Annotated in this window: 25 protein-coding genes and 1 pseudogene; 7 read left to right on the top strand and 19 right to left on the bottom strand. The window is 52.8% G+C overall.

Annotated features, from left to right (window positions below; genetic code table 11):
* Positions 1–21: 21 nt before the first annotated feature.
* From argD to ppiA, 5 genes are all read right to left on the bottom strand, one after another.
* Positions 22–1,239, bottom strand: a complete 1,218-nt coding sequence (gene argD / locus OGV65_RS21235) for a bifunctional acetylornithine/succinyldiaminopimelate transaminase (RefSeq protein WP_279265451.1) — start codon at positions 1,237–1,239, stop codon at positions 22–24.
* Between the two features lie 85 nt (positions 1,240–1,324).
* The gene (gene pabA, locus OGV65_RS21230; RefSeq protein WP_016154776.1) at positions 1,325–1,888 is read right to left on the bottom strand and encodes an aminodeoxychorismate synthase component 2; all 564 of its coding nucleotides are present in this window, start codon (positions 1,886–1,888) and stop codon (positions 1,325–1,327) included.
* A gap of 31 nt (positions 1,889–1,919) precedes the next feature.
* The gene (locus OGV65_RS21225) at positions 1,920–2,522 is read right to left on the bottom strand and encodes a putative adenosine monophosphate-protein transferase Fic (protein WP_153689955.1); all 603 of its coding nucleotides are present in this window, start codon (positions 2,520–2,522) and stop codon (positions 1,920–1,922) included.
* Positions 2,512–2,679: a FicA/YhfG family antitoxin gene (ficA, locus tag OGV65_RS21220; RefSeq protein ID WP_016157626.1), complete on the bottom strand. Its 168-nt coding sequence runs from the start codon at positions 2,677–2,679 to the stop codon at positions 2,512–2,514. The genes OGV65_RS21225 and ficA overlap by 11 nt, the downstream gene beginning before the upstream one ends.
* Before the next feature lie 106 nt (positions 2,680–2,785).
* Positions 2,786–3,358 carry a peptidylprolyl isomerase A gene (gene ppiA, locus OGV65_RS21215; protein WP_003023595.1) on the bottom strand — a complete coding sequence of 191 codons (573 nt, stop codon included), beginning with the start codon at positions 3,356–3,358 and terminating at the stop codon, positions 2,786–2,788.
* A gap of 264 nt (positions 3,359–3,622) precedes the next feature.
* Here ppiA and tsgA point away from each other — a divergent pair, with 264 nt between their 5' ends.
* From tsgA to OGV65_RS21185, 6 genes are all read left to right on the top strand, one after another.
* Complete coding sequence (tsgA, locus tag OGV65_RS21210) at positions 3,623–4,804, top strand: MFS transporter TsgA (RefSeq protein ID WP_200049479.1); 1,182 nt, start codon at positions 3,623–3,625, stop codon at positions 4,802–4,804.
* A 327-nt stretch (positions 4,805–5,131) separates the two neighbouring features.
* Positions 5,132–7,675, top strand: a complete 2,544-nt coding sequence (gene nirB, locus OGV65_RS21205; RefSeq protein WP_016154779.1) for an NADPH-nitrite reductase large subunit — start codon at positions 5,132–5,134, stop codon at positions 7,673–7,675.
* The gene (nirD, locus tag OGV65_RS21200; RefSeq protein WP_047501470.1) at positions 7,672–7,998 is read left to right on the top strand and encodes a nitrite reductase small subunit NirD; all 327 of its coding nucleotides are present in this window, start codon (positions 7,672–7,674) and stop codon (positions 7,996–7,998) included. The genes nirB and nirD overlap by 4 nt, the downstream gene beginning before the upstream one ends.
* Before the next feature lie 138 nt (positions 7,999–8,136).
* A complete protein-coding gene (gene nirC / locus OGV65_RS21195) occupies positions 8,137–8,946 on the top strand; it encodes a nitrite transporter NirC (protein WP_016154781.1) in 810 nt (269 codons plus the stop codon).
* Between the two features lie 11 nt (positions 8,947–8,957).
* Positions 8,958–10,331, top strand: coding sequence for a siroheme synthase CysG (cysG, locus tag OGV65_RS21190; protein ID WP_016157628.1), 1,374 nt, complete (start codon positions 8,958–8,960; stop codon positions 10,329–10,331).
* A 307-nt stretch (positions 10,332–10,638) separates the two neighbouring features.
* Entirely contained in the window at positions 10,639–10,809 is a 171-nt protein-coding gene (locus OGV65_RS21185; RefSeq protein ID WP_016154783.1) for a YhfL family protein, read from the top strand.
* Between the two features lie 77 nt (positions 10,810–10,886).
* Here OGV65_RS21185 and OGV65_RS21180 read toward each other — a convergent pair.
* From OGV65_RS21180 to OGV65_RS21120, 13 genes and pseudogenes are all read right to left on the bottom strand, one after another.
* A pseudogene (locus OGV65_RS21180) lies at positions 10,887–10,964 on the bottom strand (hypothetical protein); the annotation flags it as partial.
* Positions 10,965–11,122: 158 nt separating this feature from the next.
* A complete protein-coding gene (gene trpS, locus OGV65_RS21175; protein WP_286455393.1) occupies positions 11,123–12,127 on the bottom strand; it encodes a tryptophan--tRNA ligase in 1,005 nt (334 codons plus the stop codon).
* Positions 12,120–12,878, bottom strand: coding sequence for a phosphoglycolate phosphatase (gene gph, locus OGV65_RS21170; RefSeq protein WP_016154785.1), 759 nt, complete (start codon positions 12,876–12,878; stop codon positions 12,120–12,122). Before gph ends, trpS begins: the two co-directional genes overlap by 8 nt.
* Positions 12,871–13,548 (bottom strand): ribulose-phosphate 3-epimerase, encoded by a 678-nt coding sequence (gene rpe, locus OGV65_RS21165; protein WP_003023561.1) that lies wholly within the window; start codon positions 13,546–13,548, stop codon positions 12,871–12,873. The genes gph and rpe overlap by 8 nt, the downstream gene beginning before the upstream one ends.
* 17 nt (positions 13,549–13,565) lie before the next feature.
* Entirely contained in the window at positions 13,566–14,402 is an 837-nt protein-coding gene (gene dam / locus OGV65_RS21160; protein ID WP_016154786.1) for an adenine-specific DNA-methyltransferase, read from the bottom strand.
* A gap of 117 nt (positions 14,403–14,519) precedes the next feature.
* The gene (gene damX, locus OGV65_RS21155) at positions 14,520–15,806 is read right to left on the bottom strand and encodes a cell division protein DamX (RefSeq protein WP_103766934.1); all 1,287 of its coding nucleotides are present in this window, start codon (positions 15,804–15,806) and stop codon (positions 14,520–14,522) included.
* A 96-nt stretch (positions 15,807–15,902) separates the two neighbouring features.
* The gene (gene aroB / locus OGV65_RS21150) at positions 15,903–16,991 is read right to left on the bottom strand and encodes a 3-dehydroquinate synthase (RefSeq protein WP_103766935.1); all 1,089 of its coding nucleotides are present in this window, start codon (positions 16,989–16,991) and stop codon (positions 15,903–15,905) included.
* Between the two features lie 57 nt (positions 16,992–17,048).
* Positions 17,049–17,570, bottom strand: coding sequence for a shikimate kinase AroK (aroK, locus tag OGV65_RS21145; RefSeq protein ID WP_003023552.1), 522 nt, complete (start codon positions 17,568–17,570; stop codon positions 17,049–17,051).
* A gap of 404 nt (positions 17,571–17,974) precedes the next feature.
* Positions 17,975–19,222, bottom strand: a complete 1,248-nt coding sequence (hofQ, locus tag OGV65_RS21140) for a DNA uptake porin HofQ (protein ID WP_103766936.1) — start codon at positions 19,220–19,222, stop codon at positions 17,975–17,977.
* On the bottom strand, positions 19,125–19,538 hold the full coding sequence (locus OGV65_RS21135; RefSeq protein WP_049283087.1) for a HofP DNA utilization family protein: 414 nt from the start codon (positions 19,536–19,538) through the stop codon (positions 19,125–19,127). Before OGV65_RS21135 ends, hofQ begins: the two co-directional genes overlap by 98 nt.
* Positions 19,528–19,983, bottom strand: a complete 456-nt coding sequence (locus tag OGV65_RS21130) for a HofO family protein (RefSeq protein ID WP_049283088.1) — start codon at positions 19,981–19,983, stop codon at positions 19,528–19,530. Before OGV65_RS21130 ends, OGV65_RS21135 begins: the two co-directional genes overlap by 11 nt.
* Entirely contained in the window at positions 19,967–20,506 is a 540-nt protein-coding gene (locus tag OGV65_RS21125; protein ID WP_235117030.1) for a PilN domain-containing protein, read from the bottom strand. The genes OGV65_RS21130 and OGV65_RS21125 overlap by 17 nt, the downstream gene beginning before the upstream one ends.
* Complete coding sequence (locus OGV65_RS21120; protein WP_235117019.1) at positions 20,506–21,285, bottom strand: type IV pilus biogenesis protein PilM; 780 nt, start codon at positions 21,283–21,285, stop codon at positions 20,506–20,508. Before OGV65_RS21120 ends, OGV65_RS21125 begins: the two co-directional genes overlap by 1 nt.
* Before the next feature lie 120 nt (positions 21,286–21,405).
* Here OGV65_RS21120 and mrcA point away from each other — a divergent pair, with 120 nt between their 5' ends.
* Positions 21,406–23,958 carry a peptidoglycan glycosyltransferase/peptidoglycan DD-transpeptidase MrcA gene (mrcA, locus tag OGV65_RS21115; RefSeq protein ID WP_181220928.1) on the top strand — a complete coding sequence of 851 codons (2,553 nt, stop codon included), beginning with the start codon at positions 21,406–21,408 and terminating at the stop codon, positions 23,956–23,958.
* 58 nt (positions 23,959–24,016) lie between these two features.
* Here the strand turns inward: mrcA and nudE are convergent, their stop codons facing one another.
* Positions 24,017–24,577 carry an ADP compounds hydrolase NudE gene (nudE, locus tag OGV65_RS21110; RefSeq protein WP_016157636.1) on the bottom strand — a complete coding sequence of 187 codons (561 nt, stop codon included), beginning with the start codon at positions 24,575–24,577 and terminating at the stop codon, positions 24,017–24,019.
* Between the last annotated feature and the right edge of the window lie 301 nt (positions 24,578–24,878).

Below are 24,878 nucleotides of genomic sequence, written 5' to 3'. Positions count from 1 at the left end.
TGCTTATCCGGCAACAGGTAATCAGGCAACGACTTTCGCTACCGCTTGTGCGAAACACTGCATCCCTTCATCGATATCCGCCTGCTCAACTACCAGCGACGGCGCGAAACGCATCACGTCCGGTCCGGCGTTGAGTACCATCACCCCTTCGTGCGCGGCGGCATACAGGAAATCGCGCGCCCGGCCTTTAAACTGCGGCTTCAGCTCGGCGCCAATCAGCAGCCCCATCCCGCGAATCTCGCTGAAAATGTCGAACTGTTGATCAATTTTGTGCAAATGTTGGACAAACGCCTGATGTTTAGCCTGAATACCTTCTAACACTTCCGGCGTGTTGATGATATCAAACGCGGCCCCCGCAACTGCGCAGGCCAGCGGATTGCCACCATAAGTGGAACCGTGCGAACCCACATGAAATGCGGAGGCAATCTCTTGGGTGGTCAGCACCGCGCTCACCGGGAAGCCGCCGCCGAGAGCCTTCGCGCTGGTGAGGATATCCGGCGTCACGCCGTAGTGCATATAGGCAAACAGATCGCCGGTACGGCCCATCCCGCTCTGCACTTCATCCAATACCAATAGCGCCTGGTGTTGGTCGCAAAGTTCACGCAAACCTTGCAGGAATTCCGGCGTTGCCGCAGTGACGCCACCTTCCCCCTGAATAGGCTCAACCACCACCGCACAGGTGTGATCGTCCATCACCGCTTTGACCGCATGCAGATCGTTAAACGGTACATGGATGATATCCGCTGGTTTTGGTCCAAAACCGTCAGAGTATTTTGGCTGCCCGCCGACGGACACGGTAAACAGCGAACGACCGTGAAACGCATTGTGGAAGGCAATGATTTTGGTTTTGAACGGGCTATGGCGCACGCAGGCATAGTGGCGCGCCAGCTTAAAGGCGGTTTCGTTAGCTTCGGTACCCGAGTTCATGAACAGCACGCGCTCGGCGAAGGTCGCATCAATGATTTTACGGCCCAGGCGCAACGCCGGTTCGTTGGTGAAAACGTTGCTGGTATGCCACAGGGTTTCACCCTGGGTTTTTAACGCCTCCACCAGGGCCGGATGGCAATGCCCTAGTGCAGTAACTGCAATGCCGCCCGCAAAATCAACATACTCTTTGCCCTGTTGATCCCAGACTCGACTCCCTTTTCCTTTTACCGGGATAAACTCAGCCGGTGCATAAATCGGCAGAATCACTTCATCGAATGTCGCGCGCGTAATTGCAGTTTGTTCAGTTGCCATGTCATTGCCACCCTGTTAAGCAGAAATGTTAGTGAAATTATAATCACAAAATATGAATAAAAAATCACTGAATAGCAACCACAAATCACCGGTTGAGGAAATTAGCCAGCAGTTGATGCCCCTGCTCGCTGAGAATACTCTCCGGGTGAAACTGCACCCCTTCCATATCCCACTCGCGGTGACGAATGCCCATAATCTCCTGCGTTTCACTCCAGGCCGTCACCTCAAAGCAGTCAGGAAGCGTCGCGGGGGCAACCACCAGAGAATGGTAGCGCGTCACCGTTAAAGGGTTGGCGAGCCCCTGAAAAACACCCTGCCCGTTATGCGTAATTGGCGAGGTTTTACCGTGCATCACTTTAGCTGCCCGAACCACTGTCGCGCCAAAGGCCTGCGCCATAGCCTGATGTCCCAGACAAACACCCAGCAGGGGCGTCTTGCCCGCGAAATGACGAATAACATCCAATGAGATCCCAGCGTCATCCGGCGTGCAGGGGCCTGGGGATATTACGATTTTTTGCGGGCTTAGCGCGTCGATTTGCGCCAGCGTCAGTTCGTCGTTGCGCCTGACAAGGACATCAGCGCCCAGTTCGCAGAAGTATTGGTACAGGTTCCAGGTAAAAGAATCATAGTTATCGATAAGCAGGATCATGGCGGCTCCGGTACATAAGAACCGCGCTATTCTACTCAGTTTCCGGGGCTTCGCTTACCACTTTACGAAATATCGCCCGAAGCGTAGACAGGTCACCCATCGCCCCACTCTGATTAGCCAGGTTCCACTCCTCAACCGGAATGTCATCCCAGCTCAATATATACCCAGCATGAATCGCTAACTGTTCGAAGAAAATTCGCTGCGCCAGACCGCTGCCAATACGAAACGGATGCAGCACGTTGATTTCGCAATAATAGTGCGCAAGACGATCCACAAACTTATCTTCCGGTAACCCCACCAACCAGGACTCGTCTTCCAGGTCCTGCATCAACACATTGCCCTCTTTCTCGATATAAGCGAAATGGCAAAAGCGGGTCTCGCCCTGGTAAATATCCACTTCTCGCAGATGTCCCGCCCAGTCAAAAATATCCCGATACAGTTGGCGATGAATGGCGCACAGATGCGGCAAGCCCCGTTTAAGCGGGCCTAATTCGATAGTGGCCGCACGCAGCGCCGTCAGTTCATACGCCGCCTGCGCCAGGCGCTGTGCCTGATGAATCCCCAGACGGTTACGCATGACATTCAGGCCCGGATACAAATAGGGATCGCGTCCATCACCGAATTTATCGCTCATAGTGCCCCCTCAACTCTTCAAGACGCGCCAGGGCGTCTTCCGTGCTCAGAGTCACCCGTGGAATATCCACGCCTTCCAGCCGCCGACTGGCCTGGAAATTGGCATTTCGCCGTTGTTCCCAGAGTCTGGACTTTTGTTTATCGGTGAGTTTTTTCACGTGACCTCCCTGAATGAGCCGACACTTGCCACAAGTATAAGCGGCAATTTCAGGTTACGCAGAGAAGGGAAAGAACGCGGACAGGAACTGCCCGCGCAAAATACGTTTACGGCAGGACTTTGGCAGACAGGATAACAATCGGTTTTGACGGGACATTCTGGTAAGGACCAACATCATGGGTCTGCACCTGAGAGATCTTATCCGCGACATCCATACCTTTCACAACTTTACCGAAGACCGCGTACCCAAAGTCGCGCTGGCCGTGATCGAGGAACGCATTGTCTGCAATGTTGATAAAGAACTGGCTGGTCGCGCTGTCTTTATCTGCTGTACGCGCCATGGCAATCGTGCCGCGGGTATTACGCAGTCCGTTATCGGCTTCATTCTTGATTGGCGGGTTAGGTTTCTTCTGCTGCATCTGCTCGGTAAAACCGCCGCCCTGCACCATGAAGCCAGGGATCACGCGGTGGAACGTGGTGTTGTTATAGAAACCGCTGTTGACATAATCGACAAAGTTTTGCACTGAAACCGGGGCTTTCTGACTGTTCAGCTCCAGCTCAATGTTACCGGCAGAGGTTGTCAGCAGGACATGCGGGTCACCTTTTGCTGCCAGTGCTGCGGGAGAAAGAGCAGAAAGAGCGAGAACAGCTGCAACAGCCGCCAGAGTCGATTTGAGCATGAGAATTCCTTAACAAGAGCAGAAATGAAGCAAGTGAATTGATTCTAAAGAGCCTTCAAGAACAAGGCCATCCCTTTACTTAATTTTACGTACTTGAAACAAATGTAACCTTATAGCCTCAAGATTCAATGCGATCTAGATCACATAAAAAAATGTAACGAAGCAAGTAATTACCAATAAACATTTAAATGCATCACTAAAGCGCCTAAAATCTGCCCGCTCACGGTGCAGTCAATGCACCTAACACTTCTATACAGGCCAGTCATGACTAACAGCAATCGCATCAAGCTCACATGGATTAGCTTTCTCTCCTACGCCCTGACAGGCGCGTTGGTAATTGTCACCGGGATGGTGATGGGAAACATCGCAGATTACTTCCATTTGCCCGTTTCCAGTATGAGTAACACCTTCACCTTTCTGAATGCCGGCATTCTGATCTCTATTTTTCTGAATGCATGGCTGATGGAAATTGTGCCACTGAAAACCCAGTTGCGCTTTGGCTTTATCCTGATGGTTCTGGCGGTCGCCGGACTGATGCTCAGCCATAGCCTGGCCTTGTTCTCAGCCGCCATGTTTGTACTGGGTCTGGTGAGCGGTATCACCATGTCGATTGGTACGTTCCTGGTGACTCAGATGTACGAAGGTCGCCAGCGCGGTTCCCGCCTGCTGTTTACTGACTCCTTCTTCAGCATGGCCGGCATGATTTTCCCGATGGTGGCAGCATTCCTGTTAGCGCGCAGCATCGAATGGTATTGGGTTTATGCCTGCATCGGCCTGGTATACGTCGCCATTTTCCTGCTGACCTTCGGCTGCGAATTCCCGGCGCTGGGTAAACACGCACAGCAACCGGACGCGCCTGTGGTAAAAGAAAAATGGGGCATTGGCGTGCTGTTCCTGGCGATCGCCGCGCTGTGCTACATCCTCGGTCAGTTGGGCTTTATCTCCTGGGTGCCGGAATACGCCAAAAGTCTGGGCATGAGCCTGAACGACGCAGGTAAACTGGTCAGCGACTTCTGGATGTCTTACATGGTTGGCATGTGGGCATTTAGCTTTATCCTGCGTTTCTTCGATTTGCAGCGCATCCTGACCGTACTGGCGGGTGTGGCTACCGTCCTGATGTATCTGTTTATCACCGGTACGCCGGAGCATATGCCGTGGTTCATTCTGACGTTGGGCTTCTTCTCCAGCGCGATTTATACCACCATCATTACCCTCGGCTCCCAGCAGACGAAGGTCGCATCACCTAAACTGGTTAACTTCGTTCTGACCTGTGGCACCATCGGTACTATGCTCACTTTCGTGGTCACTGGCCCTATCGTGGCGCACAACGGTCCACTGGCGGCATTGCAGACGGCTAACGGCTTGTATGCGGTCGTATTCGTGATGTGCTTTATTCTTGGGTTCGTCACGCGTCATCGCCAGCATAACGCACCCGCAACGCATTAATCTGAGTGCCGGATGGCGATGCTAACGCATCTTATCCGGCCTACAAGACAAGCTGTTCGTAGGCCGGATAAGGCGCAGACGCCCTCCGGCCTATTCCCGCGACCTCTTCTTTCTCTGGTGCTGTAGGCCAATTCTTACAAAAACCCCTTAATTTGTACGCTATTTATACAAACACGAAAAGCCTGTTAATTCCGTAACTTATAAAAATGCAGTTAAATCAGCCATATACCTCTTAAGGAGTATATAAAGGCGAATTTGATTTGCATCAATAAGCGGGGTTGCTGAATCGTTAAGGTAGGCAGTAATAGAAAAGAAATCGAGGCAAAAATGAGCAAAGTCAGACTCGCTATTATCGGTAATGGTATGGTCGGCCATCGCTTTATTGAGGATCTTCTTGATAAATCCGACGCTGCCAATTTTGATATTACCGTCTTCTGTGAAGAACCCCGCAAAGCGTACGACCGTGTCCATCTGTCGTCCTACTTCTCCCACCACACCGCCGAAGAACTTTCTCTGGTGCGTGAAGGATTCTACGAGAAGCATGGCGTTAAGGTGTTAGTGGGCGAGCGCGCAATCACCATCAACCGCCAGGAGAAGGTGATCCACTCCAGCGCGGGTCGTACGGTCTATTACGATAAGCTGATCATGGCGACAGGCTCTTATCCGTGGATCCCACCGATTAAAGGTTCGGAAACCCAAGACTGCTTCGTTTACCGCACCATCGAAGACCTCAACGCCATTGAGTCTTGCGCGCGCCGTAGCAAACGCGGTGCCGTCGTCGGCGGTGGCCTGCTGGGTCTGGAAGCCGCCGGTGCGCTGAAAAGCCTCGGCGTTGAAACCCACGTGATTGAATTTGCCCCGATGCTGATGGCCGAACAGCTGGATCACATGGGTGGCGAGCAGTTACGTCGCAAAATTGAAAGCATGGGCGTGCGTGTCCACACCAGCAAAAACACTAAAGAGATCGTCCAGGAAGGCACCGAAGCGCGCAAAACCATGCGTTTTGCCGACGGTAGCGAACTGGAAGTCGATTTCATCGTCTTTTCTACCGGTATTCGCCCACGCGACAAACTGGCCACCCAATGCGGCCTCGACGTTGCGCCGCGCGGTGGTATTGTGATTAACGATACTTGCCAGACTTCTGATCCGGACATCTATGCCATCGGCGAATGCGCCAGTTGGAACAACCGCGTGTATGGCCTGGTCGCTCCAGGCTACAAAATGGCGCAGGTTGCCGTTGACCATATTCTCGAAACCGAAAACGCCTTTGAAGGCGCGGATCTGAGCGCCAAGCTGAAGCTGCTTGGTGTTGACGTCGGCGGGATTGGCGACGCGCATGCGCGCACGCCGGGCGCCCGTAGCTACGTCTATCTCGACGAAAGCAAAGAAGTCTACAAACGCCTCATCGTTAGCGAAGATAACAAAACCCTGCTCGGGGCGGTTTTAGTCGGTGACACCAGCGATTACGGCAACCTGCTGCAGCTGGTGCTGAACGCCATCGAACTGCCGGAAAACCCAGACTCACTGATTCTGCCAGCTCACGCGGGCAGCGGTAAGCCGTCTATCGGTGTCGATAAACTGCCGGACAGCGCGCAGATTTGCTCCTGCTTCGACGTCACCAAAGGCATGCTGATCGCCGCTATTAACAAAGGCTGCCATACCGTTGCGGCGCTGAAAGCTGAAACCAAAGCTGGTACCGGCTGCGGCGGGTGTATCCCGTTGGTAACGCAGGTCCTGAACGCTGAACTGGCGAAACAGGGGATCGAAGTCAACAACAACCTGTGTGAACACTTCCCGTACTCGCGTCAGGAATTGTTCCATCTGATCCGTGTAGAAGGAATTAAAACCTTCGAAGAGCTGCTGGCAAAACACGGGAAAGGCTACGGCTGTGAAGTGTGTAAACCAACCGTAGGTTCCCTGTTGGCCTCCTGCTGGAATGAGTACATCCTCAAACCACAGCACACGCCGCTGCAGGACACTAACGACAACTTCCTGGCGAACATCCAGAAAGACGGTACCTACTCCGTGATCCCGCGCTCCGCGGGCGGAGAAATAACTCCTGAAGGCCTGGTGGCCGTGGGCCGTATCGCGCGTGAATTTAACCTGTATACCAAAATCACCGGTTCTCAGCGTATCGGCCTGTTCGGCGCGCAAAAAGATGACCTGCCGGAAATCTGGCGTCAGCTGATTGAAGCGGGCTTTGAAACCGGTCACGCATACGCCAAAGCCCTGCGTATGGCGAAAACCTGCGTAGGCAGTACCTGGTGCCGTTATGGCGTCGGCGATAGCGTCGGATTCGGCGTGGAGCTGGAAAACCGCTACAAGGGCATTCGTACCCCGCACAAAATGAAATTCGGCGTCTCCGGCTGTACCCGTGAATGTGCGGAAGCTCAAGGCAAAGACGTGGGTATCATCGCCACTGAGAAAGGCTGGAACTTATACGTTTGCGGTAACGGCGGGATGAAACCTCGTCATGCAGACCTGCTGGCAGCGGATATCGACCGCGAAACACTGCTCAAATACCTTGATCGTTTCATGATGTTCTACATCCGTACCGCTGACAAACTGACCCGAACCGCACCATGGTTAGACAACCTGGAAGGCGGTATCGAATATCTGAAATCGGTCATCATCGACGACAAACTGGGGCTGAACCAGCACCTGGAAGAAGAGATGGCCCGTCTGCGTGAAGCGGTGGTCTGCGAGTGGACAGAGACGGTTAACACCCCATCCGCACAGGTTCGCTTCAAACACTTTATCAACAGCGATCAACGCGATCCGAATGTCCAGGTTGTGCCTGAACGTGAACAACATCGTCCGGCCACGCCCTATGAGCGTATCCCGGTGACTCTGGTGGAGGAAAACGCATGAGCCAGTGGAAAAACATCTGCAAAATCGATGACATTCTGCCTGCAACAGGCGTCTGCGCCCTGTTAGGTAGCGAGCAAGTTGCGATTTTCCGCCCGTATCACAGCGACCAGGTGTTTGCGATCAGCAACATCGACCCATTCTTCGAGTCCAGCGTGCTTTCTCGTGGGCTCATTGCTGAACATCAGGGCGAATTGTGGGTCGCCAGCCCGCTGAAAAAACAGCGCTTTCGCTTAAGCGACGGTCTGTGCATGGAAGACGAACAGTTCTCCGTGAAACATTACGAAGCCCGAGTGAAAGACGGCATGGTGCAACTGCGCGGTTAATAACTTTTTGGGAGGCGCAACGCCTCCCTTTTTTGACGTATTTGTAGGTCTTTTATTTGTAGACCTGATAAGCGTAGCGCCATCAGGCCTACGGTTACGATTTCTTTTTATTGTTTGTACTTCAAGGATAATCAACACATGTTCACAGACACTATTAATAAGTGTGCGGCTAACGCTGCGCGCATCGCACGCCTCTCGGCTAATAACCCGCTCGGATTCTGGGTCAGTTCGGCAATGGCAGGGGCCTACGTCGGTCTCGGCATCATTCTTATTTTCACCCTCGGTAATCTGCTCGACCCGTCCGTTCGTCCTCTGGTAATGGGTGCAACCTTTGGTATCGCTTTAACGCTGGTCATTATTGCCGGTTCGGAACTGTTTACCGGTCACACCATGTTCCTGACGCTCGGCGTCAAAGCGGGCACCATCAGTCACGGTCAGATGTGGGCTATTTTGCCGCAAACCTGGCTGGGTAATCTGGTCGGATCCGTGTTTGTCGCTCTGCTTTACAGTTGGGGCGGCGGTAGCCTGCTGCCGGTCGATACCAGCATCGTCCATTCGGTGGCGTTGGCGAAAACTACCGCGCCAGCAACGGTGCTGTTCTTTAAAGGCGCACTGTGTAACTGGTTGGTTTGTCTGGCAATCTGGATGGCAATTCGTACCGAGGGCGCAGCAAAATTCCTCGCTATCTGGTGGTGTCTACTGGCGTTTATCGCTTCCGGCTACGAGCACTCGGTTGCCAACATGACGCTGTTTGCCCTCTCCTGGTTCGGCCACCACAGCGAAGCCTATACCCTGTCAGGAATTGGTCATAACCTGTTGTGGGTGACACTCGGTAATACTTTGTCCGGTGTCGTATTCATGGGATTGGGTTATTGGTATGCTACGCCAAAATCGGAGCGTCCTGTTCCGGCAAAAATCAACCAGCCAGAGGCTACTGCCAATAATTAAGGGGTAATGTCGTGGATCATTTGCCTATATTTTGTCAACTACGTGACCGCGACTGCTTGATCGTCGGCGGTGGTGATGTCGCAGAACGCAAAGCGCGGTTACTGCTGGAAGCGGGCGCCCGTATAACGGTTAATGCGCTGGCGTTTATTCCGCAGTTCACCGTATGGGCAGATGAAGGCATGCTGACGCTGGTTGAGGGACCGTTCGACGAATCCCTGCTCGACACCTGCTGGCTGGCTATTGCCGCCACCGATGACGATGCCGTCAACCAAAGCGTCAGCACCGCCGCAGAATCACGTCGTATTTTCTGCAACGTGGTCGATGCGCCAAAAGCAGCCAGTTTTATCATGCCCTCCATTATCGACCGCTCGCCGCTGATGGTGGCGGTCTCCTCCGGCGGTACATCGCCAGTGCTTGCCCGTCTGCTACGTGAAAGACTTGAATCTGTGCTGCCTCAGCATCTGGGCCAGGTCGCGCAATATGCAGGCAAGTTACGCGCCCGAGTGAAAGAACAGTTTGCCAGCATGGGTGAACGTCGCCGCTTCTGGGAAAAATTGTTCGTGAATGACCGCCTGGCGCAATCGCTGGCGAACAGTGACCAGAAAGCAGTCGAGGAAACCACCGAGCAGTTGCTCAGCGAACCGTTGGACCATCGAGGCGAAGTAGTGCTGGTTGGCGCCGGTCCTGGCGATGCCGGGCTGCTGACGCTGAAAGGTCTACAGCAGATCCAGCAAGCGGATGTCGTGGTTTATGACCGTCTGGTATCCGACGACATCATGAACCTTGTACGCCGCGATGCCGACCGGGTGTTCGTCGGTAAACGCGCGGGCTACCACTGCGTACCGCAGGAAGAAATTAACCAGATCCTGCTGCGTGAAGCGCAACAGGGCAAACGCGTCGTGCGCCTGAAAGGTGGCGACCCGTTCATCTTTGGCCGTGGTGGCGAAGAGCTGGAAACCCTGTGCCATGCCGGTATTCCATTCTCCGTTGTGCCAGGTATTACCGCAGCATCCGGTTGTTCCGCCTATTCCGGCATTCCACTGACCCATCGAGATTACGCCCAGAGTGTACGTCTGGTCACCGGGCACCTGAAAACCGGCGGCGAGCTGGACTGGGAAAACCTGGCGGCAGAGAAACAGACGCTGGTGTTCTACATGGGCCTCAATCAGGCGGCGACTATCCAGGAAAAACTGATCGAATTTGGCATGCAACCCGATATGTCTGTCGCGCTGGTAGAAAACGGTACCTCCGTGAAGCAACGCGTTGTTAACGGGGTGCTTTCGCAACTCGGCGAACTGGCGCAACAGGTTGAAAGCCCGGCGCTGATTATCGTCGGCCGCGTGGTTGGACTACGCGATAAGCTGAACTGGTTCTCGAACCATTAATTGAATGCTGAAAAATGCCCTGATATTGGACTGACCCTATAAAGTTGGACATTTCATATTCAGGGCATTTATTTATCTTCCGATAGGAATAAATAACCGACATACGCTATATACTCGCCTCAGTAGCCCAACCGTTAATCATTAATTAAATATATCTTTAAAACATTTAAATTCATTGAAAGCATATTTTATATAAAACTTGTTATGTCCTAATCCGGACTACTTTAAGTTTATTTTAGTTGATATCTTAACCGCCGAGAAATGGATTTCATCCATTTAAAAATAGATATCTTACAAGGATTTTAACATGCTGAAATTTGCAAAAATCACTATCGTTGCTGGTGTTCTGGCTACGCTGACCGCGTGTACTGGTCATGTCGATAACAAAAAAGATAACTGCACCTACGATTACTTCCTGCATCCGGCAATTTCTATTTCTAAAATTATTGGTGGCTGTGGCCCGGCTGCAGATCTGTAACAGAAGCGATTGCGCAGATACAAAAAAACCGGGAAATCCCCGGTTTTTATATTTATAGGTTAAATGCTCATTCACACGTTACCGCACTTCTCGCCGAGCAGGTAGCGGGCCAGGGTTGTCAGTCCCTCCTCTCTCTTGATAAATATCCGACGCATTTTATATCTTCAGTAAATTGAATATTTATATCTTCATTAAAGTGATTGATATAAGGAAATATGCAAACGGCGAGGCGCTTCATATTTTTTGAGATTCACCAGCGAACAGGCGAAAAAAAACCGGGTAGAACCCGGTTTCTTCAGCAACGCAGAGCGCATTACGGCTTGGCGACAAAACCAATCGCTTCGTAAACCGCTTTCAGCGTAACAGACGCGCGTGCGCTGGCTTTTTCCGCGCCATCTTTCATCACCTGCTGCAGGAAAGCTTCATCGTTACGGAAACGGTGATAACGCTCCTGAAGCTCGGTCAGCATGCCGGAAACGGCCTCTGCGACTTCACCTTTCAGATGACCATACATCTTGCCTTCAAAGTGCTGTTCCAGCTCCGGAATGCTCTGGCCGGTAACGGCAGAGAGGATATCCAGCAGGTTGGAAACACCCGCTTTATTCTGCACGTCGTAGCGTACAACAGGCGGCTCTTCGGAGTCGGTCATCGCACGTTTGATTTTCTTCACCACGGATTTCGGATCTTCCAGCAGGCCGATCACATTGTTGCGGTTGTCATCCGACTTGGACATTTTCTTCGTCGGCTCCAGCAGCGACATCACGCGCGCACCGGATTTAGGAATGAATGGCTCAGGCACTTTGAAGATGTCGCCATACAGGGCGTTGAAGCGCTGGGCGATATCGCGGCTTAGTTCCAGATGCTGTTTCTGATCTTCGCCAACCGGTACCTGGTTGGTCTGATACAGCAGGATGTCTGCCGCCATCAGCACCGGATAATCAAACAGACCGGCGTTGATGTTCTCCGCATAGCGTGCGGATTTATCTTTGAACTGGGTCATACGGCTCAGCTCGCCGAAATAGGTGTGGCAGTTCAGCGCCCAACCTAACTGTGCGTGTTCCGGTACATGAGACTGGACGAAAATGGTGCTTTTTTCAGGATCGATACCGCATGCCAGATACAGCGCCAGCGTATCGAGCGTTGCTTTACGCAGCTGCTGAGCATCCTGACGAACGGTGATGGCATGTTGGTCAACGATGCAGTAGATGCAATGGTAGTCATCCTGCATGCTCACCCACTGACGCAGCGCACCCATATAGTTGCCAATGGTCAATTCACCTGAGGGCTGTGCGCCACTAAAAACGATGGGCTTAGTCATTTTTTGATTCCTGATTTTCGCTATGCGGAAGCCCGAGAACGGGCAGTAGTTCATTAATACGGTCGTAAATAACGTCGGGTTGACTCAGCGCGATCGACTCGCCGTAGTTGTAGCCATAAGTCAGACCAACGGACGGACAGCCAGCAGCTTTTGCCGCCTGAATATCATTACGTGAATCCCCTACGAAGAGCAATTGCTCAGGCTTGATGCCAAGCTTGCTTGCTACCAGCAGTAGCGGATCCGGATGCGGTTTTTTATTCTGCACGTCGTCACCACCGATGACCACGCTAAAGTATTTGGCGATATCTAACGCCTCAAGCAATGGCGCGACAAACGGGGTCGGTTTGTTGGTCACCAGACCCAGCGGCAATCCTTTCGCATGCATCGCGCCCAGCGTGTCGGCAACATCAGGGAACAGGAATGTCCCCTCTTCTGCGACATCGCCGTAGTATCTGTCGAACAGCTTACGCAAAATACGCACCTGTTCTTCGGCTGGGATATCATCATCAACGGGCGGTTTACCCATTGTCTTACGTAGTGTGGCGCGCTCCTGACGCGACCACGCCAGCGCGCGCTCCATCAGTACATCTGCACCGTTGCCAATCCAGGTGATAACGCGTTCTTCACCGGCAATCGGCAGTTCCAGCGCATACAGCGCCATATCCACCGCTGCGGTTAATCCCGGCGCGCTGTCGACCAGCGTACCGTCGAGGTCAAATGCAACGCCCCGAATATCCTGAAACTTATCCATGACTTACCTTCGCCAGTTCATTGCGCATTTCATCAATGACTTTTTTGTAGTCTGGTTGGTCGAAAATAGCAGAGCCTGCGACAAACATATCTGCACCCGCCGCCGCGATTTCACCAATGTTGTTCACCTTGACGCCGCCGTCCACTTCGAGGCGGATATCGTAGCCAGATTCATCAATACGACGACGCACTTCGCGCAGCTTATCCAGCGTTTGTGGGATAAAGGACTGCCCGCCAAAGCCTGGGTTAACGGACATCAGCAGGATCACATCGAGCTTATCCATGACGTAGTCCAGATAGCTCAGCGGTGTTGCCGGGTTAAACACCAGGCCCGCTTTACAGCCATGCTCTTTGATCAGCTGTAAAGTGCGATCGACATGCTCGGAGGCTTCCGGGTGAAAAGTAATGATGCTCGCGCCGGCGGCGGCGAAGTCCGGGACAATACGATCGACCGGTTTCACCATCAGATGAACGTCAATCGGGGCAGTAATGCCATATTTACGCAGCGATTTCAGTACCATCGGGCCGATGGTCAGGTTCGGTACGTAGTGATTGTCCATGACATCGAAGTGTACGACATCGGCACCGGCAGTCAGCGCTCTCGCGGTGTCCTCACCCAGGCGGGCAAAATCAGCCGACAGAATTGAGGGGGCGATCAAATACTGTTTCATCCGCTTCTCCTTGAGAATTATTTCTTCGCAGGCGTTACAACTCCTGGTTTATACAGTGCCAGCAGTTCGTTCACCTTTTTACGCGTGCCGCCATTGCTGCTAATGCTGCGCCGCACTTTGACCTGAAAATGTTTCGCCGATCGGTACCATTCGCGGGTATCGGGCGTGTCATGGTTCGAAATTAACACCGGGATCTGCTTACTGACCAGCTTTTCTGCCATCTCGGCCAGATGCGCCTGCTCTTTTGGGCTAAAGCTGTTGGTATGATACGCGGTGAAATTTGCCGTCGCCGAAAGCGGTGCATAAGGCGGGTCACAATAGACCACAGAGTTGCTATCCGCACGGTCCATGCACTCTTCATAGGAGAGACAATGGAACTCCGCATTCTGCGCTTTTTCAGCAAAATGGTACAACTCGGCTTCCGGGAAGTAAGGTTTTTTATAACGACCAAACGGTACATTAAACTCGCCGCGCAGGTTATAACGGCACAATCCGTTGTAACCAAAGCGGTTCAGATACAAGAACAGTACTGCACGGCGGAACGGATCCTGACTGGCATTAAATTCTTCTCTGAACCGATAGTACACCTCAGCCTGATTAGTTTCAGGCATAAACAGCTCACGTGAAGCCTGCACATACTCATCGGTACGTGTCTTCACGATGTTATAGAGACTGATGAGGTCGCTGTTGATATCGGCAAGAATATAACGAGAAAAGTCGGTGTTGAGAAACACCGACCCGGCACCCACGAAAGGTTCAATCAGGCATTCACCCTGAGGTAAATGCCGTTTGATATCATCAAGCAGGGGGTATTTTCCCCCTGCCCATTTCAAAAAAGCGCGATTTTTTTTCATGCTGACTAACTAATTACACCTTCTCCGGCTGTGGAGAAAGCTCCGACAGCATCCTGCGCTTTAGTCTTTGTCCCGCAATTGGGCGAAACAGCAAACCATTGCAGAACATATCCTATCTTACTTCAAATCGGCCTGAACCTGGTGCAGCGGTTTTGCCCACGGATTTTTCGCCTGAATATCGGCGGGGAGCGTAGACACTGCACGTTTCGCATCTTCTTTAGACGCATACACGCCTGTTACCAGAACATACCACGGTTGACCGTTACGCGTCGTCTGATACACCACGTAGTTCTTCAGGTTTTCTTTCTTCGCCCAACCGTTAAGGTTGTCGTAGTTAGAAGAACTGCTGAGCTGCAGCGTGTAATGGCTGGACGGCGCAGATTTTAACGCTCCGACATTTCCTGCACTTTTCGCTCCACCAGCAACAGGCGTTGACGTTGTTGCCGTCGCAGTTGGCGCAGGCGTTGTAGTCGCGGTTGCTTTCGGCTCAACGGTCGCCTTCGGCGTAGCGGTAACCACAGGTGCTTTGGTTGTGGTCGTCGGCGCAGTTGCAGTTGGTTTTGCCTGAGCAACAGGTTTCGGCTCTGTCTGCGTCGCTTTCACCGTAGTTTGCGGTTTGCTCTTCGGCTCAATAACAGCCTGTTTACGTTCCTGGTGTGTCGCAGCAGGGCGTTCAGCCGTTTCCGTTTTCGCAGTCTGGCGCACAGCATTACCATTACGAACTGGCGCAACGGTCGCAGGTTCGGTCGGCAGCGTAGAGTTAACCACTACATTGTTAACCTGCTCCTGGCCTTGCGGTTGCGTCAGAGCGTTGTTCAGATCGCCCTGCACTTCAACACGCTGCTGGCCTTCAGTTGCCGCAGGTGTCTGACCTTGAGTTGGGGTAGAGGAAATCGGCGGTAGGGAAACATCCTGCTGGGTATTGCCAGCGGTCTGCTCAGCGCCTGCTGCAGGCGTAGTCGTGCTCGCCTGATCCGTCGCGTTGTTGCCAGAAAGATCGATGCTCTTCTCGCCAGATCCAGCCTGCTCACTGGGAGATGATGAGGGGGCTTTCAGCGCAGAACCGATACCGATGATCAGCAGCAACAGCACCAGGACACCGACCCCCATCATCATATACTGACGAGAGGCAGGCTTGCTGGCGGGTTTCTTACGCTTGCGCGGACGGCGTTCTACACGTTCTTCATCCACGTCATCGTCATCAGACTCATACTCTTCTTCAATGTCCCGTTCTTCTTCACGCTCTTTACGTGCGCGCGCAGGACGGCGATCGTCAGCATCCAGATCAACATCATCAAAATTGATTTGCGGCTCATTATCGCGTTCAGACGATTGACGAGAACGACCAGTACGACGATCGCTGGGATCGGGTTTCAGCTCGTCTTCTGGTTTGAATTCATCCATTTAACACCCCACTCAAAGGTTAATGCTTACGACTTTGCACATAACCTGAAGCTAAAAGACCTACGTTTCGCAACGCAAGCCAGACCTTTCTTGTTGTTACGCCGGCTGGCAATCAGCAATAGCGTTAAGAACCACCTCGTGCGACACTCCGCCGCGCACTTCACTCTTCCCTATAGCCCGCGGAAGCACTAAACGAATCTCTCCCGCTAACACTTTTTTATCTCGCAGCATGTGCGGCAGATAAGCCTCGCTGGACATTTCACGCGGTCCATTGACCGGCAAGCCCGCTCGCTGCAGCAGCATAATGATGCGCTGCGTATCAGCGGAGGTAAACTGTCCAAGACGTTCTGACGTACGAGCAGCCATTACCATACCTGCTGCAACGGCTTCACCATGTAACCAATTGCCATAACCCATTTCAGCTTCGATCGCATGGCCAAACGTGTGTCCCAGATTCAGTAAAGCACGTAAGCCCATTTCACGCTCGTCCGCTGCGACAACTTCTGCTTTCAGCTCACAACAACGACGAATACAGTACGCCATCGCCGGACCATCCAGACGCAATAACGCATCCAGATTTTCTTCCAGCCAACTGAAAAATTCACCGTCAAGGATGATGCCGTATTTGATCACTTCCGCCAGCCCCGATGCCAGCTCACGCGCAGGAAGCGTTTTCAGACAATCGAGATCCACCACCACGGACGCCGGTTGGTAAAACGCGCCAATCATGTTTTTACCGAGGGGATGGTTTACGGCGGTTTTGCCGCCAACGGAGGAGTCGACCTGCGACAACAGAGTTGTCGGGACTTGAATAAAACGAACACCACGCTGATAGCTGGCTGCCGCAAAACCGGTCAGATCGCCTATCACACCGCCGCCAAGTGCGACTAACGTGGTATCACGACCGTGCGGTTTTTGCAGTAACGCAGTGAAAACCGTATCCAGAACCGTCAGGCTTTTATACTGCTCGCCATCGGGAAGGATAACGCTATCAACGTTAACACCCGCCTGTTCAAGTACGCCGCGAACCTTATCGAGATAAAGGGGAGCCAGGGTTTCGTTGGTTACCAACATAACCTGATCGCCCGATTTCAGCGGTAAGAATGAAGCTGGCTCATTAAACAAACCAGCCGCGATGGTGATAGGGTAACTACGTTCCCCGAGAGTGACTGTGATCCTCTCCATTACGCGACATCCACCTTAGTTACTTGTACCCGCAGACGAGTGTGTATTCAGCCAGAATTAGTTGCTTTCCAACATATGAATAATCTGGTTTGCTACGACTTTTGCGCTCTGATCGTCGGTGCGAATGGTCACGTCAGCAATCTCTTCGTACAGAGGATTGCGTTCGTCAGCCAACGCTTCCAGAACTTCACGAGGCGGCGATTCTACCTGCAGCAGCGGGCGTTTCTTGTCACGTTGAGTTCGCGCAAGTTGTTTTTCAATTGTCGTTTCAAGATAGACCACGACGCCACGCGCGGAAAGACGGTTACGTGTTTCACGTGATTTAACAGAGCCACCGCCAGTTGCCAGCACAATACCCTGTTTTTCCGTCAACTCGTTGATGACTTTTTCTTCGCGATCACGGAAGCCGTCTTCACCTTCTACATCGAAGACCCAGCCCACATCAGCTCCGGTTCGTTTCTCAATCTCTTGATCAGAATCGTAAAATTCCATATTGAGTTGTTGAGCTAACTGGCGCCCAATAGTGCTTTTTCCGGCACCCATAGGCCCAACCAGAAAGATATTGCGTTTCTCTGCCATTTTTTCGGTACTACTAAGACTATTCGTTAATGGTAAACCCGCTTCGCAGACACTCAGCGCAGCAGGACATGAACTGAAACCTCATAAGATATTGCGAGAGTCAGACTGAAAATTATCTCAATACTCAAGCGGGTTTGGCAACTGAATAAATCACCAAACCTTACGCATTTCTGGTCGTGGCAGGCATGCTACCCTGCAAACATCAGACCTGGCGACGTATCGCGCAGCCAAATGACACCAAATAAGCCTATGACACACCACCAGAAAGGCAAAGCGTATTTACTGCCGCATAAGTAAAGAAAAGTACCGACACTCAAATCGGTACTCCTTGTATGCTAAATACACCCGCACGTCAAATCTCTGAAACGTGTTCAGTGCAAAAACAACGGCTTTTCATGCATAAGTTATTGCGTTGAAACCAGTCTGGGCGTAATAAAAACTACTAATTCACGCCGTTCGTCTTCTTTACCATCATGGCGAAAGAGAGAGCCAAGCCAGGGGATGTCGCCTAACAGCGGCACGCTGTCGGCTGCGGATTTATTCTTATGTGAAAAAATCCCGCCCAGCGCAATCGTCTCGCCGCTTTTTACCTCGACCTGAGTTTCAATCTCCTGCTTATCAATAGCCAGAACTTCGCCATCCGCCTGCTGTAGCACCTGCCCGGGAACATTCTGGCTGATATGCAGTTTCAGTCTGATTCGTCCTTTCTGCAATACGGTGGGCGTGACTTCCATCCCTAATACAGCTTCCTTGAACTCGACGGATGTCGCGCCGCTTTCACCGCTGGAGACCTGATAAGGGATCTCACTACCCTGCTTAATACTGGCAGGTTGCAGGTGAGAAGCCAGTAAGCGTGGACTGGCGATGATGTCCAACTGCTGTTTTTGCTCCAGCGCAGACAGCTCCAGCTCGAGTAAACGACCGTTAATACGGCCAATGTTAAATCCCACACGGGATGTGGCTGTGGATACAGAAAGATCGCTGGCAAGCGTTGTGACGTTCCCCACAGCCCCCGATTGCTGTGCGTCAGCCAGCGACCACTTCACCCCCAGCTCACGCAAGCTTTTTTCATTAATCGTCACGATATGCGCCGCCAGTTCGACTTGTGCAACCGGCAGATCCATTTGCGCCACCCACGTTTCCAGTGCGTTAAGCGCAACGCTATTATCACGCAGCAGTAAGCGGTTGGTGCGTTTATCCACCGTCATGCTTCCTTTGGCGCTGAGCAGCTTTTCTCCGGCTTTTGCCAGCTCGGAGGCATCAGCATATTGCAAAATGATACTGCGATGTTCCAACGGCAGGCTGGCCTGAAGCCGTGCCTGCTCATTGTCCTGACGAGCCGCATTTTCACTCTGCCATTGAACAGAATGCACATGCAGAATGTTGCCTTCCTGGCGTAATACCAGCCCGGCGCTTTTCACCACCGTTTGCAATGCCCGCTTCCAGGGCACATCCGTCAAATGCAGTGACAGCACACCGCTGACATCCGGTGAAACTACCAGGTTTTTCTTTTCCTGTTCGGCCAGCGCCTGCAATACCTGCACCACCGGCACATCATCGACCACCAGCGTCACGTTTTGTGATTTCGCCGCCAGTACGCTCTGAATCCCGACCACCAGTACGAGTACTATCCATGCCATCCATCGCTTCATTTATCGCTCCTTGTCGTTGCCACTGCCACTGCGACGGCTCGCAGTTTTTCCCTGTGTCGAGGGTTACGCTCTGGGCCGTTATCTGCGTAACCGTCCAACCGTTTTTCAGGACATCATTTCGCTCAACCCGCTGCCATTTTTTCTGGCTATCCTGAACAATGCCAATAGGTCGCGCGCCCTGGCTCAATATTCCCTGATAGCGCCATGTCGACAGCTCAGCAATTTGGCAACGGTCCTCCGGCGGCAGGAAGGGATTACGCATACCGGTGAGTATCAGTACGCTTACGCACGCCAACAGCCAGCGTTCAACCATCATTCAGACGCTCCAGTTGTAGTGTTAACAGCAGCTCCGCACCTTCTGCGTAAAGAGAAAACCGGCTGACGTTCATCCCTTGCTCCGCTAATTGGCCAAACATCGGCGGGATGACATCCCAGCCTGGCTTCAGCGTCATTTCTCCGCCCTGTGCGGAGGGTTGCCAGTGGATAAGATGTGCAAGAGGAGTCTGAAACAGCAGTGGGGAGAACGGAATCAGCGTCTCTTCAGGCTCTTCTGGCGATGCCGCCAGCAGATATAAATTTCGCCATTGTGCCTGAGTGGCCGCTCGTTGCTGGTTTAGCGCCTCTTGTTGCATAACCCGTTTCTGCGCGGTGGAGCTGAGGTATAACATGACGACGATGAGCAGTCCCAGCATCCAGCCACAGCCGCAGATGAGCCGAAAGCGCGGCGACTGCGCTAACCAGCTATCACAAAGCATTTTCATGCGCACCGCTCCGCATCAGTCGATAGTGGAATTGCCAGCGTCCCTGCACATCCTGCTGCGTTTTGCCAGGGCTACCCAATTTAAATAGCGGCAGTTGGCGTAATTGCGCTTCCAGCGCCTTCAGCGCGGCAAAGCTCAGCGTGTTTCCCGTCAGTTCCAGCGTATCCTGCTGCCAGGTTATTTTTGTTAACCACGCCTGCTCTGGCAGTAATTCCGCCAGCCCTTGCAAAACCCGCTGCCAGCTTCGGGTCTGCTCCCGCTGTTTGTTCCGCGCTTGAACCTGTTGCCATCGTTGCTGGCGCTGCTGCACACGCGGCTTTAGCGCCATTAAAGCCTCGGCCCGCGTCTTTTCGGCATCCGCTAACAACAATTCGACCTGGTTTTCTACGCTCAAAACGCTGTAATAGCGCAACAACACGCCAATACTAAGCAGTAGCGAAGCGCCAAATAAAACACTCCAGAAGCGTAGGCAGGCGCGACGTCGCGTCTGGCGCCAGGGCAGAAGATTGATGGTCGCTATCATCAACATGTGCCTCCCATAGCGAGTCCCAGTGCAATGGTGAAGCGATGGCTTTGCGTTGGAATTGGCGGCTGGCGTACAGACACCACGCTTAAAGGATCGAAGCCGCTGGGATCGCATAGCGCAATGGCTGTCGTGGAAAGCGATAATGTCGCGGCAAGCTCGTCGATACAGCCAATATCGCCCGTTGATTTACGCCCCCATGCCGAACGGGTCGCCCATAGCCACTGGGTGTCATCACGCCATACCAGACACTGATGACGTTCTGGCAGGTAAGGTATAAATCGCTGTAACGCGCTGGCATCCGGCGTAATCGCCATAACCTGAACCTTCAACGTTTGGATAAGCGTCAGAAGCGCTGAAATCTCTTTGCTTTGCGCTGCAGTGACGTTAAACGCCGGGCTTAACGTGTCTTCGCTATAATCAAAATGCAGCGCATCCGGCGCCATATCCAGCTCACGCGCCATCGAACCGGATAACCATGCGGCTTGCTCCGGCTCGCGCAGCATCATTTCCGGACGAGGATACTTTTTTTGTAACGTCCTGTTGGCAGGAAAAGAGAGATGAATATGGTGTCGGCGAGGAAGCTCCCGGCTCCACGGCAGTAGCGCTGCGACAAGCTGTTCAGGCTCGCGAATGTGGCCATCGACGATAACCTGAGGCGTCAGCGGTATACGCCACCAGCGCTGGAGAAACCAACCGGATGCGTCCTGAACTACGGCGACAGCCAGCGCTTCATGTTGCTGAATATGCAGACCAATTTTCCAGATATTGAAAGCCATTGCTGATGATCTCCTTATCACCCGTTGCTTTAACGAGTATATCAATGCGTCTGGCTTGCCTTTATACTACCGCGCGTTTGTTTATAAACTGCCCAAATGCCACTAAATGGGAAATCTCCAGTGAAGTTCGTAAAGTATTTATTAATCCTTGCAGTATGTTGCATCCTGCTGGGAGCAGGCTCGATTTATGGCCTCTATCGCTATATTGAGCCGCAATTACCTGACGTCGCGACGCTCAAAGATGTGCGTTTACAGATCCCGATGCAGGTTTACAGCGCTGATGGCGAGCTTATCGCGCAATATGGCGAGAAACGTCGAATCCCGGTCACCCTGGATCAGATGCCGCCGGTAATGGTTAAAGCCTTTATCGCTACCGAAGACAGTCGTTTTTATGAGCACCACGGGGTAGACCCGGTGGGGATCTTCCGTGCTGCCAGCGTCGCGCTATTCTCCGGCCATGCATCGCAAGGGGCCAGCACCATTACCCAACAGTTGGCGAGAAACTTCTTCCTGAGCCCGGAACGTACGCTGATGCGTAAGATCAAAGAAGTTTTCCTGGCGATCCGCATTGAACAACTGCTGAGTAAAGATGAGATCCTCGAACTGTATCTGAACAAGATTTACCTGGGGTATCGCGCTTATGGCGTAGGTGCTGCCGCGCAGGTCTATTTCGGTAAGACGGTTGATCAGCTCAGCTTAAGTGAAATTGCGGTGATTGCCGGTCTGCCAAAAGCGCCGTCAACCTTCAACCCCCTCTATTCGATGGAAAGGGCTACCGCGCGACGTAATGTCGTACTGTCGCGTATGTTGAGCGAAAACTACATCACGCAGGCCCAGTACGATCAGGCGCGTGGCGAAGCCATTGACGCCAACTACCACGCGCCGGAAATCGCCTTCTCCGCGCCGTATCTCTCTGAGATGGTGCGCCAGGAGATGTATAACCGTTATGGCGAGAAAGCCTATGAGGACGGGTATCGCATCACCACCACCATTACGCGCAAAGTACAGCAGGCTGCTCAGCAGGCAGTACGTAACAACGTGATGGATTACGACATGCGCCACGGTTACCGCGGCCCGTCGAACGTGCTGTGGAAAGTGGGCGAAAGCAGTTGGGACAGCAAGAAAATCACCGATACGCTGAAAGCGCTACCGACTTATGGTCCCCTGCTACCGGCGGTTGTTACCAGCGCCAATCCGCAGGAAGCCATTGCCGCGCTGGCGGATGGTACGTCAGTGTCATTACGGATGGATGGCATGCGCTGGGCGCGTCCTTACCGCTCGGATACCCAGCAAGGCCCGACGCCGCGCAAAGTGACTGATGTGGTGCAAACCGGGCAGCAAATCTGGGTACGCCAGGTTGGCGATTCCTGGTGGCTGGCGCAAGTACCGGACGTCAACTCCGCACTGGTCTCCATCAATCCGCAAAACGGCGCGGTGCTGGCGCTGGTCGGTGGTTTTGACTTCAACCAGAGCAAGTTTAACCGTGCAACCCAGGCGTTACGCCAGGTGGGTTCCAACATCAAACCATTCCTGTATACCGCCGCGATGGATAAAGGTCTGACGCTGGCGAGCATGCTCAACGACGTGCCGATCTCCCGCTGGGATGCCGGCGCGGGTTCCGACTGGCAGCCGAAGAACTCACCGCCGCAATACGCCGGTCCTATCCGCTTACGTCAGGGGCTGGGTCAGTCGAAAAACGTGGTGATGGTACGCGCCATGCGCGCGATGGGCGTGGATTACGCGGCAGAGTATCTGCAACGTTTCGGCTTCCCGGCACAGAACATTGTGCACACCGAGTCGCTGGCGCTGGGTTCTGCCTCGTTCACGCCGTTGCAGGTGGCGCGCGGTTATGCAGTGATGTCTAACGGCGGCTTCCTGGTCGATCCGTATTTCATCAGTAAAATCGAAAGCGATATGGGCGGCGTTATCTTCGAGGCGAAGCCGAAAATTGCCTGTCCGGAATGCGATATTCCGGTGATTTATGGTGATACCCAGAAATCTAACGTGCTGGAAAACAGTAACGTCGAAGATGTCGCCGTCTCGCAGGAACAGCAGAATGCCTCCGTGCCTATGCCTCAGCTTGAGCAGGCAAACCAGGCGCTGGTCGCGCAAAGCGGAACGCAGGAGTACGCTCCACACGTGATCAACACGCCGCTGGCCTTCCTGATTAAAAGCGCCCTGAATACCAATATCTTTGGTGAGCCGGGCTGGATGGGAACCGGTTGGCGTGCAGGTCGCGATTTACAGCGCCATGATATCGGCGGGAAAACCGGGACCACCAACAGCTCTAAAGATGCATGGTTCTCCGGCTACGGGCCAGGCGTGGTGACGTCGGTATGGATCGGGTTTGATGACCATCGCCGCAATCTCGGACACACGACGGCTTCTGGGGCGATCAAAGACCAGATCTCCGGCTACGAAGGCGGCGCAAAGAGCGCACAGCCTGCCTGGGATGCCTATATGAAGTCCGTGCTGGAAGGCGTGCCTGAGCAGCCGCTGACGCCGCCGCCGGGTATCGTGACGGTCAATATCGATCGCAGCACCGGTCAACTGGCAAGCGGTGGCAACAGCCGCGCAGAATACTTCATTGAAGGCACTCAGCCGACGCAACAGGCGGTGCATGAGGTGGGGACGACCATTATCGATAATGGTGAGACACACGAACTGTTCTGATCCCTGACCGTTCAAAAAAAGGCGCTTCGGCGCCTTTTTTATTATTCGTGAAGAGAAATTAAAGCCGCCCTTGTCCTTTCAGCCATTCGCGCACGAGGAACAGCGCACTCACATTACGCGCTTCGTGAAAATCAGGATCTTCCAGCAGGTCCATCATATGCGCCAGCGGCCAGCGCACCTGCGGTAATGGTTCAGGCTCATCACCTTCCAGCGATTCAGGATATAAGTCCTCCGCCACCACGATGTTCATTTTGCTGGAGAAATAGGACGGCGCCATGCTGAGTTTCTTTAAAAACGTCAGATCTTTTGCGCCAAACCCCACCTCTTCTTTCAGCTCCCGATTCGCCGCTTCATACACGCTTTCGCCAGGATCGATTAACCCCTTGGAAAAACCCAGTTCGTAAGATTCGGTCCCGACGGCGTATTCGCGGATGAGGATCAGGTGGTCGTCCACAATCGGCACAATCATTACCGCTTCACGCGTGGACGGGCGCATACGTTCATAAACGCGGCGTACGCCATTGCTGAACTCAAGGTCCACGCTTTCGACTTTAAACAGCCGGGATTGGGCGACGGTTTCCACTTTCAAAATCGTGGGTTTCTGTAATGATTTGCTCATTGTGAGGATCTTTGCTGTGAAATCTGGGGTTATTGTGCGATATACCGCACGGTTTCGGCAATGTGAATTGCCGTTTATTTACATTTATGTAACGTACTAAAAGTTAATCCCTATTTCAAATTAAAAGTCAATAGGTTGAAATAACTCCAGGAATTTGCTGATATTCCATTTTTAGTGATTTTGCTATGATTCGCATTTACTGGGCTGTACTTAAAGATGCTCAAGTTCGACTCCACACTTGCCGATAGCCAACCACAGAATCACGAATATTGAACAGGGTGCGACTGACCACGCCTGACAG

This window comes from Citrobacter sp. Cb004 (assembly GCF_030337065.1).
In the GTDB taxonomy this organism is placed as follows: Bacteria; Pseudomonadota; Gammaproteobacteria; order Enterobacterales; family Enterobacteriaceae; genus Citrobacter; species Citrobacter braakii.
Note: the sequence above shows the minus strand (reverse complement) of the source record. Positions and strands in the feature narration are given on the sequence as shown.

Excerpts from the sequence above, each read along its gene's own strand:
- argD (WP_279265451.1), bottom strand. The coding sequence starts at position 1,239 with ATGGCAACTGAACAAACTGCAATTACGCGCGCGACATTCGATGAAGTG.
- pabA (WP_016154776.1), bottom strand. The coding sequence starts at position 1,888 with ATGATCCTGCTTATCGATAACTATGATTCTTTTACCTGGAACCTGTAC.
- OGV65_RS21225 (WP_153689955.1), bottom strand. The coding sequence starts at position 2,522 with ATGAGCGATAAATTCGGTGATGGACGCGATCCCTATTTGTATCCGGGC.
- ppiA (WP_003023595.1), bottom strand. The coding sequence starts at position 3,358 with ATGCTCAAATCGACTCTGGCGGCTGTTGCAGCTGTTCTCGCTCTTTCT.
- tsgA (WP_200049479.1), top strand. The coding sequence starts at position 3,623 with ATGACTAACAGCAATCGCATCAAGCTCACATGGATTAGCTTTCTCTCC.
- nirB (WP_016154779.1), top strand. The coding sequence starts at position 5,132 with ATGAGCAAAGTCAGACTCGCTATTATCGGTAATGGTATGGTCGGCCAT.
- nirD (WP_047501470.1), top strand. The coding sequence starts at position 7,672 with ATGAGCCAGTGGAAAAACATCTGCAAAATCGATGACATTCTGCCTGCA.
- nirC (WP_016154781.1), top strand. The coding sequence starts at position 8,137 with ATGTTCACAGACACTATTAATAAGTGTGCGGCTAACGCTGCGCGCATC.
- OGV65_RS21185 (WP_016154783.1), top strand. The coding sequence starts at position 10,639 with ATGCTGAAATTTGCAAAAATCACTATCGTTGCTGGTGTTCTGGCTACG.
- trpS (WP_286455393.1), bottom strand. The coding sequence starts at position 12,127 with ATGACTAAGCCCATCGTTTTTAGTGGCGCACAGCCCTCAGGTGAATTG.
- gph (WP_016154785.1), bottom strand. The coding sequence starts at position 12,878 with ATGGATAAGTTTCAGGATATTCGGGGCGTTGCATTTGACCTCGACGGT.
- rpe (WP_003023561.1), bottom strand. The coding sequence starts at position 13,548 with ATGAAACAGTATTTGATCGCCCCCTCAATTCTGTCGGCTGATTTTGCC.
- dam (WP_016154786.1), bottom strand. The coding sequence starts at position 14,402 with ATGAAAAAAAATCGCGCTTTTTTGAAATGGGCAGGGGGAAAATACCCC.
- damX (WP_103766934.1), bottom strand. The coding sequence starts at position 15,806 with ATGGATGAATTCAAACCAGAAGACGAGCTGAAACCCGATCCCAGCGAT.
- aroB (WP_103766935.1), bottom strand. The coding sequence starts at position 16,991 with ATGGAGAGGATCACAGTCACTCTCGGGGAACGTAGTTACCCTATCACC.
- aroK (WP_003023552.1), bottom strand. The coding sequence starts at position 17,570 with ATGGCAGAGAAACGCAATATCTTTCTGGTTGGGCCTATGGGTGCCGGA.
- hofQ (WP_103766936.1), bottom strand. The coding sequence starts at position 19,222 with ATGAAGCGATGGATGGCATGGATAGTACTCGTACTGGTGGTCGGGATT.
- OGV65_RS21135 (WP_049283087.1), bottom strand. The coding sequence starts at position 19,538 with ATGATGGTTGAACGCTGGCTGTTGGCGTGCGTAAGCGTACTGATACTC.
- OGV65_RS21130 (WP_049283088.1), bottom strand. The coding sequence starts at position 19,983 with ATGAAAATGCTTTGTGATAGCTGGTTAGCGCAGTCGCCGCGCTTTCGG.
- OGV65_RS21125 (WP_235117030.1), bottom strand. The coding sequence starts at position 20,506 with ATGATAGCGACCATCAATCTTCTGCCCTGGCGCCAGACGCGACGTCGC.
- OGV65_RS21120 (WP_235117019.1), bottom strand. The coding sequence starts at position 21,285 with ATGGCTTTCAATATCTGGAAAATTGGTCTGCATATTCAGCAACATGAA.
- nudE (WP_016157636.1), bottom strand. The coding sequence starts at position 24,577 with ATGAGCAAATCATTACAGAAACCCACGATTTTGAAAGTGGAAACCGTC.